This is a genomic window from Staphylococcus chromogenes, from assembly GCF_029024625.1.
Lineage (GTDB): Bacteria > Bacillota > Bacilli > Staphylococcales > Staphylococcaceae > Staphylococcus > Staphylococcus chromogenes.
The window spans coordinates 814,386-828,896 of sequence record NZ_CP118953.1 but is presented as its reverse complement, the minus strand read 5'-3'; the positions used below and the strand labels follow the sequence as shown (position 1 = coordinate 828,896).

At 35.2% G+C, this 14,511-nt stretch carries 16 protein-coding genes; 7 read left to right on the top strand and 9 right to left on the bottom strand.

Annotation, left to right across the window (positions count from 1 at the left end):
* Positions 1 to 57: 57 nt before the first annotated feature.
* The 5 genes from purB to PYW36_RS03905 all read right to left on the bottom strand — a co-directional run bounded on the left by purB (position 58) and on the right by PYW36_RS03905 (position 4,708).
* The gene (gene purB, locus PYW36_RS03925; RefSeq protein WP_103159498.1) at positions 58 to 1,353 is read right to left on the bottom strand and encodes an adenylosuccinate lyase; all 1,296 of its coding nucleotides are present in this window, start codon (positions 1,351 to 1,353) and stop codon (positions 58 to 60) included.
* A gap of 264 nt (positions 1,354 to 1,617) precedes the next feature.
* Entirely contained in the window at positions 1,618 to 1,797 is a 180-nt protein-coding gene (locus tag PYW36_RS03920) for an NETI motif-containing protein (RefSeq protein WP_037575736.1), read from the bottom strand.
* On the bottom strand, positions 1,787 to 2,356 hold the full coding sequence (locus PYW36_RS03915) for a DUF2179 domain-containing protein (RefSeq protein ID WP_037575734.1): 570 nt from the start codon (positions 2,354 to 2,356) through the stop codon (positions 1,787 to 1,789). The genes PYW36_RS03920 and PYW36_RS03915 overlap by 11 nt, the downstream gene beginning before the upstream one ends.
* 68 nt (positions 2,357 to 2,424) lie before the next feature.
* Positions 2,425 to 3,246 (bottom strand): NAD(+) synthase, encoded by an 822-nt coding sequence (nadE, locus tag PYW36_RS03910; RefSeq protein WP_037575731.1) that lies wholly within the window; start codon positions 3,244 to 3,246, stop codon positions 2,425 to 2,427.
* Entirely contained in the window at positions 3,239 to 4,708 is a 1,470-nt protein-coding gene (locus PYW36_RS03905; RefSeq protein ID WP_037575729.1) for a nicotinate phosphoribosyltransferase, read from the bottom strand. The genes nadE and PYW36_RS03905 overlap by 8 nt, the downstream gene beginning before the upstream one ends.
* 160 nt (positions 4,709 to 4,868) lie before the next feature.
* Here PYW36_RS03905 and PYW36_RS03900 point away from each other — a divergent pair, with 160 nt between their 5' ends.
* Together PYW36_RS03900 and PYW36_RS03895 are read left to right on the top strand one after the other, a co-directional pair.
* Entirely contained in the window at positions 4,869 to 5,939 is a 1,071-nt protein-coding gene (locus tag PYW36_RS03900) for a nitric oxide synthase oxygenase (protein WP_103158759.1), read from the top strand.
* A gap of 43 nt (positions 5,940 to 5,982) precedes the next feature.
* The gene (locus tag PYW36_RS03895; RefSeq protein WP_037575723.1) at positions 5,983 to 6,774 is read left to right on the top strand and encodes a prephenate dehydratase; all 792 of its coding nucleotides are present in this window, start codon (positions 5,983 to 5,985) and stop codon (positions 6,772 to 6,774) included.
* Positions 6,775 to 7,011: 237 nt separating this feature from the next.
* On the opposite strand, the gene PYW36_RS03890 is transcribed toward PYW36_RS03895, so the two are convergent.
* Positions 7,012 to 8,115 (bottom strand): glycosyl hydrolase family 28-related protein, encoded by a 1,104-nt coding sequence (locus tag PYW36_RS03890; RefSeq protein WP_103158758.1) that lies wholly within the window; start codon positions 8,113 to 8,115, stop codon positions 7,012 to 7,014.
* 82 nt (positions 8,116 to 8,197) lie between these two features.
* Here PYW36_RS03890 and PYW36_RS03885 point away from each other — a divergent pair, with 82 nt between their 5' ends.
* The 4 genes from PYW36_RS03885 (at position 8,198) to PYW36_RS03870 (ending at position 11,624) form a co-directional block, all read left to right on the top strand.
* The gene (locus PYW36_RS03885; protein WP_037575718.1) at positions 8,198 to 8,749 is read left to right on the top strand and encodes a cysteine hydrolase family protein; all 552 of its coding nucleotides are present in this window, start codon (positions 8,198 to 8,200) and stop codon (positions 8,747 to 8,749) included.
* Between the two features lie 62 nt (positions 8,750 to 8,811).
* On the top strand, positions 8,812 to 9,735 hold the full coding sequence (locus PYW36_RS03880) for a manganese-dependent inorganic pyrophosphatase (RefSeq protein ID WP_037575715.1): 924 nt from the start codon (positions 8,812 to 8,814) through the stop codon (positions 9,733 to 9,735).
* 19 nt (positions 9,736 to 9,754) lie between these two features.
* A complete protein-coding gene (locus PYW36_RS03875; RefSeq protein ID WP_037575714.1) occupies positions 9,755 to 10,042 on the top strand; it encodes a GNAT family N-acetyltransferase in 288 nt (95 codons plus the stop codon).
* Between the two features lie 199 nt (positions 10,043 to 10,241).
* Positions 10,242 to 11,624, top strand: a complete 1,383-nt coding sequence (locus tag PYW36_RS03870) for an aldehyde dehydrogenase (RefSeq protein ID WP_037575712.1) — start codon at positions 10,242 to 10,244, stop codon at positions 11,622 to 11,624.
* 295 nt (positions 11,625 to 11,919) lie between these two features.
* Here the strand turns inward: PYW36_RS03870 and pglS are convergent, their stop codons facing one another.
* The 3 genes from pglS to PYW36_RS03855 form a co-directional block, all read right to left on the bottom strand.
* On the bottom strand, positions 11,920 to 12,960 hold the full coding sequence (gene pglS / locus PYW36_RS03865; RefSeq protein WP_037575709.1) for a 6-phosphogluconolactonase: 1,041 nt from the start codon (positions 12,958 to 12,960) through the stop codon (positions 11,920 to 11,922).
* Between the two features lie 72 nt (positions 12,961 to 13,032).
* Positions 13,033 to 13,602, bottom strand: a complete 570-nt coding sequence (locus PYW36_RS03860) for a hypothetical protein (RefSeq protein ID WP_037575707.1) — start codon at positions 13,600 to 13,602, stop codon at positions 13,033 to 13,035.
* Between the two features lie 129 nt (positions 13,603 to 13,731).
* A complete protein-coding gene (locus PYW36_RS03855) occupies positions 13,732 to 13,905 on the bottom strand; it encodes a hypothetical protein (RefSeq protein WP_165806299.1) in 174 nt (57 codons plus the stop codon).
* Between the two features lie 171 nt (positions 13,906 to 14,076).
* Here PYW36_RS03855 and PYW36_RS03850 point away from each other — a divergent pair, with 171 nt between their 5' ends.
* Positions 14,077 to 14,460, top strand: coding sequence for a hypothetical protein (locus PYW36_RS03850; RefSeq protein ID WP_037575705.1), 384 nt, complete (start codon positions 14,077 to 14,079; stop codon positions 14,458 to 14,460).
* Positions 14,461 to 14,511 lie beyond the last annotated feature (51 nt).

The window sequence follows — 14,511 nt, the reverse complement described above, 5'->3', positions numbered from 1 at the left end:
CCTATATTTTTATGTTTAAGGATATTTTAACGAATTAATACATTAAAGTGTAGTATTTTATGCTAAACCTACTCTTTCAAATATTGTATCAACTTGATTTAAGTGATGTCTAGGGTCAAAACATGCATTTAGCTCTTCTTCCGATAATTTTTCAGTAATTTTTGTATCACTTTCAACAAGTTCTCTAAAAGGTGTTTTCGATGCCCAAGATTCCATTGCTTTCGGTTGGACAAGGTCATAAGCTTCCTCACGAACCATTCCCTTATCGATGAGCGCAAGTAACACACGTTGAGAATAAATCAAACCGAATGTTTTATTCATATTTTCAGTCATGTTTTCTTCGTATACCGTTAAGCGGTCGACGATATTTGTAAAACGATTTAGCGCATAATCTAATGCAATTGTCACGTCAGGTAACATGATTCTCTCGGCTGACGAATGTGAAATATCACGTTCATGCCATAAAGCGACATTTTCGTAGGCTGTCGTAATATAACCACGAATTACACGCGCAATACCTGTAATATTTTCCGAACCGATAGGATTACGTTTGTGCGGCATCGCTGAGGAGCCTTTTTGACCTTTAGCAAACGCCTCTTCTACTTCACGTGTTTCTGTTTTTTGTAAATTTCTAATTTCCACAGCAAACTTTTCTAGTGAAGTGGCAATTAAGCTCAATGTCGCAATATAGTATGCATGACGGTCTCTTTGAAGCGTTTGTGTTGAAATTGGCGCTATACCAATACCAAGATGTTTACATACATATGCTTCAATTTCTGGTGGGATATTTGCGAAAGTACCTACCGCGCCACTCATTTTACCGACTTCGATTTCTTCGCGTACACGTTTGAAGCGTTCAAAATTACGTTTCATTTCAGCATACCAAAGTGCCATTTTCAAACCAAAAGTAGTTGGTTCAGCATGGACGCCATGTGTACGCCCCATCATAAGCGTATATTTGTATTGTTGCGCTTTATTCGCAAGCACTTCAATAAAGCGTTCTAAATCTTTTTCAATTATTGCATTTGCTTGTTTAACTTGATAACTTAATGCAGTATCTACGACATCTGTGGAGGTTAAACCGTAATGCACCCATTTACGTTCTTCGCCTAAAGTTTCAGAAACTTGTCTTGTAAACGCAACGACATCATGACGCGTTTCTAATTCAATTTCTTTTGCACGATCAACATCTACTTTTGCATTTGCACGAATTTTTTTTACATCTTCTTTAGGGATATAACCTAGTTCACTCCATGCTTCACAAGCTAAGATCTCAACTTCTAACCATGCTTCATATCGATTTTGGTCTGTCCAAATATTTGACATTTCTTGTCTTGAATAACGTTCAATCATTATAGAATCTCCTAACTTTTATTGAATATGCTTACTCTTTATTACTTGTTCCTATTTAATCACATTATAGCAAACAAGTAATGTATGTACATTATCTATATAAACAGATAAATAGTTCGGAATCAATGCAAAAATTTAGAATTACGCAAATTTCTCTATCATTACAAGTGTATAAATACGAACATTTATAAATATAACATGCTTAATATTCGCAAAAAGGCGTTGCCAATGACTTTCATCATGACAACGCCTTTTCTTCTGCGCTTACAATGGATTTATTTTCTTGCCTGTAAAGATAATATCTTGTTTTAGCACTTCAACACGTCCATCTTCTTGTTCTACAAATACAGGTTTTTCAAATCGTTTGATTGGAACATAGCCTTGTTGTTTCATGCGGTTAAGACAATCTTGTATAGTTTCGCCGTCCTCAACTTTAAATTTCATCTGTATCATACGCCTTTACTTTTTTACTGCGCACACCTTTTACCCAGAACCCACCGTGAATATTACGGGGTTCATAAGCGATGATAAATGCTTTTGGATCAAGCGCTTTAATCGTGTCCATCAGCTTTAATTCATAACGTTTTGGCGTTAATATTTGCATCACCAGTCGATCTCCATCACGACCATGAGCCGCAAAGTGGGTGACGCCATATCCTAAATCTCTTAATTGTCTCGGAATATCTAATTCATAATCTGCAGTCGTTACATTAACAACAGAGTACCCTAATGCTAGTTTTTCTTCGATTTTCATACCTACGATAATCCCTATAGAAAATCCGAATGCATAAGCGATGACGTTTTGTATTTGATCTAAACCAGACATCACCATTCCAAGACCAATGACGTACACAAGCACTTCTACAAAGCTTAATGCAGCTGCATAATATCTGTAGCCTTTTAATGTTAAGATAAGACGCATTGTTAATGCAGTCACGTACGCAACATTAATTAAAAATATCGCTAACACCATTAACAATGGATTATCATTGATTACACTCATATTGAACCTCACTTCATCAAAATTTAGCTCATTGTATCAAGAATAGATTAAATTGTCATTAAAAACTTTTATTTTGGCCATGTGAATCGTGTATAAGCCAGTTCTCTTTTATGTGCATTTTTGATAAATAAGGCTTCAATTTTTTCAGATGCTGTAGATGAGATAGTTTTACCTTCTAAATAATCATCGATTTCATCATAAGTGACGCCTAATGCCACTTCATCTGGTAATTGGGGTTGATTATCTTCTAAATCTGCAGTCGGAATTTTTTCGTATAATTGCTGAGGTGCATCGAGATATTTTAATAATTCACGTCCTTGACGTTTATTTAAGCCAAATATAGGTGCAATATCTGCAGCGCCATCTCCATATTTTGTATAAAAACCTGTAACATTTTCTGCGGAATGGTCTGTTCCGAGTACAATACCACTCAAATTCGCTGCGATAGAAAACTGCACTTTCATTCTTTCACGTGCTTTTTCATTGCCTTTTTGAAAATCCGTTAACGCTATACCTGCCTCTTTTAATGAAGCGACACTTTGATCTACCGCCGCTTTTATATTGACTGTAATTGTTTGATCAGGCTGAATAAATTTTAGGGCTTCTTCTACCTCATCAGCATCACGTTGAACACCATAAGGTAATTTCACAGCGATAAATTGATAGTGCTTATCTCCATTTTCATTTAATTCGTTCACTGCCATTTGAGCTAATTTACCGACTAATGTTGAATCTTGCCCTCCAGAAATCCCTAATACGAGGGTTTGAATAAATGAATGAGAAGTGACATACGATTTAATAAAATATTTGATCTCCTCAATCGTTTCTTTTACATCGATTTCAGGTTGAACTTTCATTTCATTGACGATAATTTCCTGCATATTATTCATGTTCTTCCTCCATCTCTTTAACATGTTCGGCAACTTCAAAGATGCGTCGTTGTTTATTTTCCCAACATAACGTACTTAAATCAACCGGATATTCTTCAGGATTAAGATAACGTTTATTTTCTTCCCATAATAGCTCTAAATTATCTTGTAAAAATCGTTGAGAGGCCGCTTCATTTGGTAATTCATAGACGCATTTCCCATTGATAAATATATCTTGATGTAAGTCAATCGCTTTAAAGTTTTTAATATACTTCATCTTATAAGTATGGATAGGATGGAACATTTTAAGTTTTTTCTCATCTTGAGGATTTTCATTTTCTAAAGCAATATAATCTCCTTCTGATTTATTTGTCTTCGTATTTATAATTCGGTACACACGCTTTTTCCCAGGTGTCGTCACTTTTTCTGCATTGTTTGAAAGTTTAATACGGTCAACAAGTTCTCCATTTTCATCTTCAACTGCAACCATTTTATAAACTGCTCCAAGTGCGGGTTGTTGATAGGCTGTAATTAATTTAGTACCCACACCCCAACTATCGACTGCTGCTCCTTGGGCTTTCAAACTTGAAATCGTTTCTTCATCAAGGTCATTTGAAGCAATAATCTTAGCGTCTGGAAAACCAGCTTCATCAAGCATTTTACGTGCTTCTTTTGATAAATAGGCAATGTCCCCTGAATCTAATCTAATACCAATAAAATTAATTTGATCACCCAATTCTTTAGCTACTCGAATCGCATTCGGCACGCCAGATTTGAGTGTATGGAATGTGTCAACTAGGAAGACGCAATTTTTATGTCGTTCTGCATATTTTTTAAATGCAATATACTCATCACCATAAGTTTGCACAAACGCATGGGCATGTGTTCCAGAAACTGGAATATTAAATAGTTTGCCCGCTCTCACATTACTTGTTGAATCAAACCCACCAATAATCGCTGCACGAGCCCCCCATACGGCAGCATCTAATTCGTGGGCACGACGTGTACCAAATTCCATTAAAGTATCCTGAGGCGCGACTTGTTTGATGCGACTTGCTTTTGTCGTAATCAGCGTTTGGAAATTGATAATATTCAACAAAGCAGTTTCAACTAATTGAGCTTGAATGAGTGGCGCTTCTACACGCATTAATGGCTCATTGCCAAAGCATAATTCTCCTTCTTGCATGGCACGAATATGTCCCGTAAATTTGAGTTGTTTTAAATAATCTAAAAAGTCCTTTTGGTACCCAATATCTTTTAAATATGCGATATCAGTGTCAGTAAAATGAAAATTCTCAATGAAAGCAATGGCTCTTTTCAAGCCATTAAATACAGCATATCCGCTTTCAAATGGCATTTTCCTGAAATATAAATCAAAGACGGCTGTACGTTCATGTATACCATCGTTCCAATAGGATTCTGCCATGTTTATTTGATATAAATCATTATGCAACATTAAACTATCATCATTATATTGATACATATTATTTCTCCTCATCCTTCAAAGGTATATCTCTATGATATAACACTTTTAGGTCGTGTTTTCCATCATTTATTTAGAACATCGACAAAAATATGACAATTCGCACAAATTTTCAATAGATATTTCATTTATACATTATAATCTATATTGAGGTGGTACGATGTTAAAAGAAGCAATATCCTTTATAACGCAATATTACGAAGAAACAAATCAACAACCCCATCAACTGGAACACCGTTTAAATGAAGTGAAACAAGAAATCAAAGAAAAAGGCTTTTACAGACATACAACTGAGGAATTGACCTATGGGGCAAGGCTAGCATGGCGAAACTCTAACCGTTGTATAGGAAGACTGTTTTGGGAAAACTTAAAAGTTCAAGATGCGCGTGACATACAAGATGAATCCTCTTTTTTAAACGCCATTACACACCACATCGAAGCGGCAACAAATGACGGCAAAATTGTGCCATACATTACAATTTTCGGCTCTATCTTTGACTCGACACCTAAGATATATAACAATCAACTTATTCGCTATGCAGGTTATGAAACTAAAGGAGATCCTTCAGAAAGAAAAGTAACACAACTTGCAGAACATTTAGGTTGGCGTAGTAATCAAACTGATTTTGATATTTTACCCCTTATTTATCAACTACCTGGAGATAAAATCAAATATTACGATTATCCTAAATCATTAATTTTAGAAGTTCCCATTCACCATCATGCATATCCAAAAGTTGAGCAACTTCAATTGAAATGGTATGCCGTACCTATTATTTCAAATATGGATTTAAAAATTGGAGGTATCACGTATCCTACTGCCCCTTTTAATGGATGGTACATGGTAAATGAAATTGCTGTTCGTAATTTCTTAGATACTTATCGTTATAATTTGTTAGAACCCTTAGCAGAAGCCATGAACTTCACTCAATTACGCAACAGTTCATTTAATAAAGATCGTGTCGTTGTTGAAATAAACGATGCGGTTTATCAATCTTTTAAAGACGCTGGTGTTTCAATGGTTGATCATCTGACAGCTGCTAAACAATTTGAAAAATTCGAGGCAGCCGAACACGAACATGGACGAACGGTGACAGGTAAATGGTCATGGTTAGCACCACCGCTTTCTCCAACTTTAACTGCCAACTATCATCACGGCTATGATAATACAATGCGAGAAACCAATTTTTATTATAAACAAAACACCTCGGGAGGCTGTCCTTTTCACTAAAATTGTGTAAAATGAGAAGAAATCACAATTTTGAGGTGACGTTATGACATTATATTACTTAGGACCTAAAGGCACTTTTTCTTATCTGGCTGCATTAAAATATAACACGAATGATGAAAGTTTTATCCCAAAAGAAAACCTATATGAAGTCATTACAGCACTTAAATCAGATGCTTCATCACGTGCCATCGTACCCATTGAAAATGCAATCGAAGGAACGATTAATGTGGTGGCAGATAGTTTAGTAGAATATCCTTTTACCGTCATTCAAGAAGTGCATCTTGACATTGAATTTTCATTGTATGGTGCAAAGGGAACTTCCATAGATGAAATTCAAGAAGTACGTTCAATTGCGCCGGCAATAAGTCAAACTCAAAAATTTATTCATCAACACCAACTTCATTATTCGTATACACAAAGTACGGTTGAATCCTTACAGTTTATTGATGCATCCACTGCAGCAATTGCGCCTAAAGGAAGCGGTGAAGCCTATGGTTTTACTGCCCTAGCACAGAATATTGAAGATTATCCACATAATGTCACAAGGTTTTTAGTGTTATCAAATGACGAAATGCCTTTGGAGGAAGGGACACAATGCTTGTTATTGATTACGCCTTCACGAGATCAACCTGGCCTACTGGCTAGTATCTTAAACACTTTTGCATTATTTAACGTCAATTTAAGTTGGATTGAATCTCGCCCATTAAAAACGCAATTAGGGAGATACCGTTTTTATGTGCAAGCGGAATATCCCGATGAGATGACGATGAAAAAAATCACGACAATTCTTGAAACACTTGATTTTGAAATTCGTCATTTAGGGAGATTCAATTAATTCAAAAGACTGTCTATAAAGTGCTCTTCATTATAGTCCGTTTGGGGTACTTTCTAAACGTGACTAAGTATAATCATCTATGCGACATCAATTTTCTTTATTAAAATAGCCATCAAAATTTATCTACGTGTAAATTTTGATGGCTTTTAATTCAACTTTTTTCTATATCATATCTATAGGTGCTAAAAGAATTCTTTTATTAGAAATATTAGGAAAAGCACAACCTATCATTTTAAACTACGCATCACATCTTAAGTCATTAACACTTTGTTGACGTAGTTCCGGTAAATTTTCATTTTTAAATAGTGCGACATGGTCAATTGCCGTTAATTGAATAGGACTCATCGTACCTATAAATACGTTATTTAAAATTTCGATATGTTGATGGGGTGCCTCTTTATGACTTCTAATGTGCAATGTATCTTGATGAGATACATTTTCGACTCTATTATTCATAAAAATGAGACCCTTGCCGCCTTCTTTACCTTCGATACGTCCATCAAATGAATACATATTTTTCCCCTTATAAACACCTAGATATCTCAGTGCACCTGCACAATTCTTGAAGGTATTGTTGACAATGTATACATTTTTTGCTTTTAACGGTGTTAATGCGTAGTCTTTCGTCGCTTCGAAAACATTATCTTGAATAACTATATTTTCATAAAAATGAAATAGGCGACTTGCATGCGAGCCTATAGCGCGATTCCAAGGCCCCATCGCCCCTTCGCCAGAATTTCCGAAGTAACATCTTTCAATAACTACATTTTTAGTAATTGTGCCATCATTAATGCCAAATTTAGGAAATGCACCTTCTACAAATAAATCTAGTTGAATCGCTTCTGAAAAAGAACGATCTCCAACATAATCTGCAAAACCTAAAAACTGACAGTCATGGATGTGCACACCATCCAATCCACAAGCATCAATTCCATGACCCCCTACAATATTTTTGAAAGTCACGTGAGCCACTTCTACTTCACGTGCATGTCCAAGACACATCGCTGTATTGTTATAAGGGTATTCATTACCGTTCATATCGAAGGTGCCCCCTTCTATTTTTATATGGCCATTCCCTTCATAACGGTAATATTTTTTACGACTCGAACCATTCTTCAGTAATGCATCTTTTCCTTTACGTAATAAAATCGCTTCTGGATCAAGTTTCAATTTAGTATTATGATATATTTTTAAAGCCTTTGCAATATGGTATTCTCCATTAGGAATGAAGACAGTGCCACCCCCGTGTTGTGCTACTTTCGTTAATGCACGTTGAATCCCAATCGTATCTTTCCATTTATTTTTCGTTTTTGCACCAAAATCTTTAACATTTTTAAACATAAATGTAGTATCCTTTCGTATTTAGGTTATACTATAAACATCTCTTGTTTACAGATAATATACCCATTTTTAGGAGGACGTTATGTCAAAAAAAGCATTAATTATTGTTGACTATTCTAATGACTTTATCGCTGACAGTGGAAAATTGACTTGTGGGGGAGCGGGTCAAGCCATTGAGGGTTATCTCGTTGAACGTATTAAACATTATCATGAAGCCAATGAGAATATTTTTTTTATGATGGACTTACATTACGAAAACGACCCAACCCATCCAGAGTCTAAAAGTTTTCCTCCACATAATATCATCGGTACTGAAGGTCGTGATTTATACGGTCAGGTAGGTGCCATTTATCAGGACATTAAACATGAAAATCATGTCTTTTTTATCGATAAACGTCGATATGATTCGTTTTTCGGTACACCGTTAGACACACTACTTCGGGAAAGAAAAATTGATACTTTAGAAATTGTCGGTGTATGCACAGATATTTGTGTATTACACACGGCTGCTACGGCTTACAATTTAAATTATCAATTAATTATTCCTAAAGATGGCGTTGCCTCTTTTAATTCACAAGGACACGAATGGGCATTAACTCATTTTAAAGATACACTAGGCGCAACGGTGGAATAACACGTACTTTGCATGATAAAATATTTAAGAAAACATTAGTATAAATATAAGGAGTTTGAACTATGACAACATATATTTTTGGACATCAAAACCCAGATACAGATGCAATCACATCAGCCATTATTATGGCAGACTTTGAACATTTACATGGAAATAATGAAGCGAAAGCCTATCGTTTAGGTGATGTCGCTCCTGAAACACAATACGCATTAGATTACTTTAAAGTTGAGGCACCTGAATTACTTTCAGATGATTTAACAGATCAAGATGTCATCTTAGTGGACCATAATGAGTTCCAACAGAGTGCTGAAACAATTGAAAAAGCAACTGTGAAACATGTTATCGACCATCACCGTATTGCTAACTTCGAAACTGCTGGTCCACTTTACTACCGCGCAGAGCCTGTGGGTTGTACGGCTACAATTTTATATAAAATGTATAATGAACGTGGTTATGAAATTAAACCTGAAATTGCGGGTCTTATGATTTCAGCGATTGTTTCAGATAGTTTATTATTCAAATCACCAACATGTACAGAACAAGATGTCAATGCTGCACGTGCGTTAGCTTCTATTGCTGATGTTGATGTCGACCAATATGGATTAGACATGTTAAAAGCAGGTGCTTCTACAAAAGACAGTACTGAAGCCCAATTATTAAATAAAGATGCTAAATCATTCAATATCGGTGAAAGCACAGTGCGTATCGCACAAGTAAATACGGTTGATATTGATGAAGTGATGCAACGTCAAGAAGCACTAGAAAATGCAATGAACAAAGAAATTGCTGATGAAAATTATACGTCATTCATTTTAGTCGTAACTGATATTTTAAACAGCGATTCTAAAATTTTAGTTGCTGGTGCAGACACAGACAAAATCGCAAGTGCATTTAATACAACACTCGACAACAACACTGCATTTTTACCTGGCGTCGTTTCACGTAAAAAGCAAATTGTTCCTCAAGTAACAGACGCTTTATCTTAATTGAAATGAAGGTGAAAACATGCCATTAACCGTTCAAGCTGGACGTAATAAATTCTACATTGGTGAAGATGAAACTTCTCCACAAGCTGAAATCACATATACGTTCGTAGAAGAAGATACTATTGACGTGACACATACATTCGTAGATCCGAGTCTTAGAGGGAGTGGCGTTGCAAAACAGTTGTTCAATGCGGTGATTGAAAAAGCACAAAATGAACAGTTACAAATTATTCCTTCTTGCTCATATGTACGTGTACAATTTGAACGTGATGCATCTTTACAACATTTATTAAAATCGTCACTATAAATTAGCGCACGTGTAGTTCAAGGCTATGACGAGCAAACATTCAACGGGGCTAGGACAACTATTGTTCTTGCCCTTTCCTTTTATCAATAAAGCATTACGAACTTTAATATACGTACTAAACATGCAAAGTCCAACTTAACGTCACAGTTTTTTTAAATTCCATGGGTTCTAACTGACTCACTAAATAGGAGTGATATCAATGAATGAGCGTTTACTTTTTGAGGCCTCACAAAATTATTTTCGAACTTTAGCCACACGACCAATAGATACAAGAAAACAAAAACTCAAATCTTTAAAGAAAAGTATCAAAAAACATGAAAAAGATTTATATGCAGCTTTAGAAAAAGATTTGGGCAAAAATAAGGTAGAAGCTTATGCGACAGAAATTGGCTACATTTTGAATTCAATTAGCTATTACCGTAAAAATCTAAAAAAATGGAGTAAAAAGCGTGCAATCGATACGCCCTTTTTCTTATTTCCTGCCAAAAGTTTTATGATGAAAGAACCCTTAGGAACCGTGTTAATCATCGGTCCTTTCAATTATCCATTTCAATTGGTGATGGAACCGCTTATAGGTGCGATTGCAGCAGGAAACACCGCAATAATTAAACCGTCAGAACTGACCCCTCACGTTGCAGAAGTTATTCAATTAATTATCGAGGATACTTTTGAAAAAGAATATGTATCTGTTGTTCAAGGCGGTAAAGAACAAATAGAAGCGCTACTCTCTCTCCCTTTTGATCACATATTTTTCACAGGAAGCACAAAGGTAGGACAAATCGTTTATGAAGCTGCAGCCAAACATTTAACACCAGTGACATTAGAGTTGGGTGGCAAATCTCCAACGATTATTGATAAAACGGCAAATCTTAAAGTCGCTAGTGAACGTATTTGTTTTGGTAAATTTATGAACGTGGGTCAGACGTGTGTCGCCCCGGATTATGTACTTATTGAAGAATCAGTCAAAGAGGCATTTTTATTGGCTATAAAGACAACCCTTACAGAATTTTATGGAAAACGCCCTTACGAAAGTCAAGATTTAGGTCGAATCGTCAATGACAAACATTTTCAACGATTGTCTCATTTATTAGAGGTTCATAAAGAAAATATCGTTATTGGCGGTTATCAAGACGCTGAACATCGTCTGATCGAGCCGACAGTATTAGATGATATAGAAGCAGACGATTTCATCATGCAAGAGGAGATTTTCGGTCCTATTTTACCGATCATCACTTATCAATCCTTAGACAATACGATGGACTGGTTAAAAACTTTACCGAAGCCCCTTGCCCTCTATGTATTTTCAGAAGACGAAAATGTCTCTAATCGTATTTTAGAAACACTCTCTTTTGGTAGTGGTGCTGTGAATGATACTATGTTGCAATTGGCAAATGCGAACTTACCGTTTGGCGGTGTAGGAGCTTCTGGAATCGGTAGATATCATGGAAAATATACTTTTGACACGTTTTCACATGAAAAACCCTATATCTTTAAAACCACTAAACTTGAAACGGGGCTATTATTCCCACCTTATAAAGATAAATTGAAAACAGTAAAACACTTATTTTCTAAGAAAAAGTAATAAGGAACTTGAAGAAAACACATTATTTGCGAAGTCGATTGAAAGGTAGTAGCTATTCTTTGCAAAATGGATATAGTGTTACGTCTACAGCTAAGGCATGAATCAAAATTACTATTTTATAACCCTAAAGTTATAAATGTTTCTTTACCCACTCAAATTTCCTGAATTAAGTTGCATCAAAATAGCCATCAAAATTTATGCTAAGATAAATTTTGATGGCTTTCTCAATTGAGGCGCGCTCTAACTTCTAACCCTTTATATTTTGCAAATCTTTACTGTTTGTAACTGAGTATTTCTATGCATTAAATTTCACGCAAACACCTTCAGCGGCAAATGCTGCATCATCTTTTTTAGTTAAAGTACCATTTTCAATATTTCTCTCAAATACGACAACTTTAGAATCACCCTGCTCATGGGCCACAACGAGCTGTTTTCCTGATGGAGAAATGTTAAAGTCACGTGGAAATACATCGCCCGTTGAGACTATATCCACGAGCTGTAATTTTGCACCATCTTCTAAAATTTTAAATATCGCAATGCTATCATGCCCACGATTACTAATATATAAAAACTTTTGATCTTCTGAAAGATGCACTGCTGCAAGTTTTGTAGGTTGTAAAAAGGCTTCTGGAATCGTCAAATGACGTTCTAAAGGTTGAAATTGCCCGTCGTGGTATGACATGACTACTACAGTATTGGATAACTCATTAACCACATAAGCATATCGACCTGATTGATGGTAAGCAATATGACGTGGTCCGTCACCAGGGAGCATTTCAGTACGGTGTGCGACTTCTAGTCCTTTTGTGCCATAGTGATAAGTCACGAGTAAATCGGACCCTAAATCCACCGCTACCACGTACTTCTCTTCAGGTGTGACTTCTAAATAATGGACGTGTGATTGATCTTGACGGTCAACATTTGGACCTTTTGGATATTCGTGATAAACTTCTTCAATTAAACGTACGACTTTTTGATTTTTTTCATCAAATTCATAAATCCGTGCAATACCATCACCATATACCGCTTCGAAGACAAATTGACCATCTGGTGAAAATGCAACGTAACAGCCGGAGCCTTTTAACGAATCAAGGCATTCTCCTGTTTTTTCTAATTGTCCATCACTTTTGATTTTAAATGTCGCTACGCCACTATACGTATCATTTTTAGTAATCGCCACAAGTGTATCTTTATAAATATCAAAATATGTAGAAGCGTTCAATTCATAAGCTGTGTCGATTTGTGTGATTCGATTTTGATTCTCATCAAGTTCAAAATAATATAAACCTTTACCTTCTTTTTTTGTATAGGATCCAATATAACCTTGTACAGTCATAAGAACCCCTCCTTTTTCCGAGTTTTTTCAGTGTTCGTTTCTATTTTAACAAATATTCATTCTTTCTTGATATCAAGAAGATAAAATCTGAATTTCCCCTTGATGCACATGCCATGCTTTGCCACTCGGCGTTAACCCTTTTATTCCCTCAAAATATTTATTACCAAGTAATTCTAATAAATAATGTGAACAGAGATTACTTATACAATAAGTACGTGAGGCATCAAAACGCTCGTTACGATAGAGCCTTTTTAAGAGTCTAGAAAAGCCCAACGCATTTGAAAACACAAACCAAAGATCAGGGTCGTTTTCAACAAAAGCACGTTCAAATTTTTTCATATTACTACTATCGTCATTCCACGTCACTATTTGAACAATCGAAGGGGTTAAAGTATCATAACTTAAATAATCTTCTAGCTGTCTTTTAAATCTCTCAGCACACTTTAATAATTCTGGGTCTTGGCTTACCCCAATTGTAATATTTCTAGCGAAAAGATGTGATTTGAATATAGTGTCAATCAAACTTAAAGGGACGCTTTCTTCTAAATGCGAATTTCTCAGTTGTCTATCTAATTGTTTAACTTGAAAAGTCGTTTGTTGATTTAATTTGTATGAGACTAATGTATTTTGATTTCGATACAAAATCATCACCCTATCACTAAAATTTTAAAATATTCAACTAAACTTAATTAGTGTAGACAAAATGTTATGCAAACGAACAATTTTAAATTCAAAAGAAAAAAACGAACACGGTCTCGTGTTCGTTTAAGATTAAGCTTGATTAGCTTCAATATCAGCAATAATTTGTTTTGTTTTGTTCTCAATATCTTCAAAGTCTTTTTTAAATACAACAGCTAAAACAGCCACTGTTGCACCTACAAGTACAGTCAATACAAGCATTAAAGCAAAGAATACTTTAAAGATACCACCGATAAATCTTAACATACTTGTTTCACCTCTAAATCCCATTGTTTAGTCTGTCTAAGTAAATTATAACATAGACAACATACCTTATAAAACTTATACCCTATCAAATGATGTTTAATCCTAATTATTCATATCAATACAAAAATATGTTACATTTATTACAACAACAGTATGAAAGAGGTTACGTCAATGCCTTATATCTCATTTCTCAATTCTTGGAAAAATCATGATTTAGAACGTGTAAAAGAAATGATTGATGACACAGTTTCTGCGTACTATATTAACGATTTAGGTGTTCCTGTTGCACTCAATAAAAAAAGACTTATCCAGTTACTCGCAACACGAATGTCTGCAGTAAGTGCAGATCCTAAATTACAATGGAATTTCGAAATGATTCATCGTGCGCACATACATGGAAATCAAATGATTATGTTTTATGCGTACACACAAGAAAATCAAGACTATCGCGAAACTCCCAAAACACTTTTAACGATGACATTTGGTGAAAATCCTAAAAATAATATTAATCAAATTAAATCAGTCTATATTACACCAAATGTGACAGATATATAATAAAAAAGATTGTTACCCCACTTGAATTACAGAGCTCAAGTTAGTAACAAT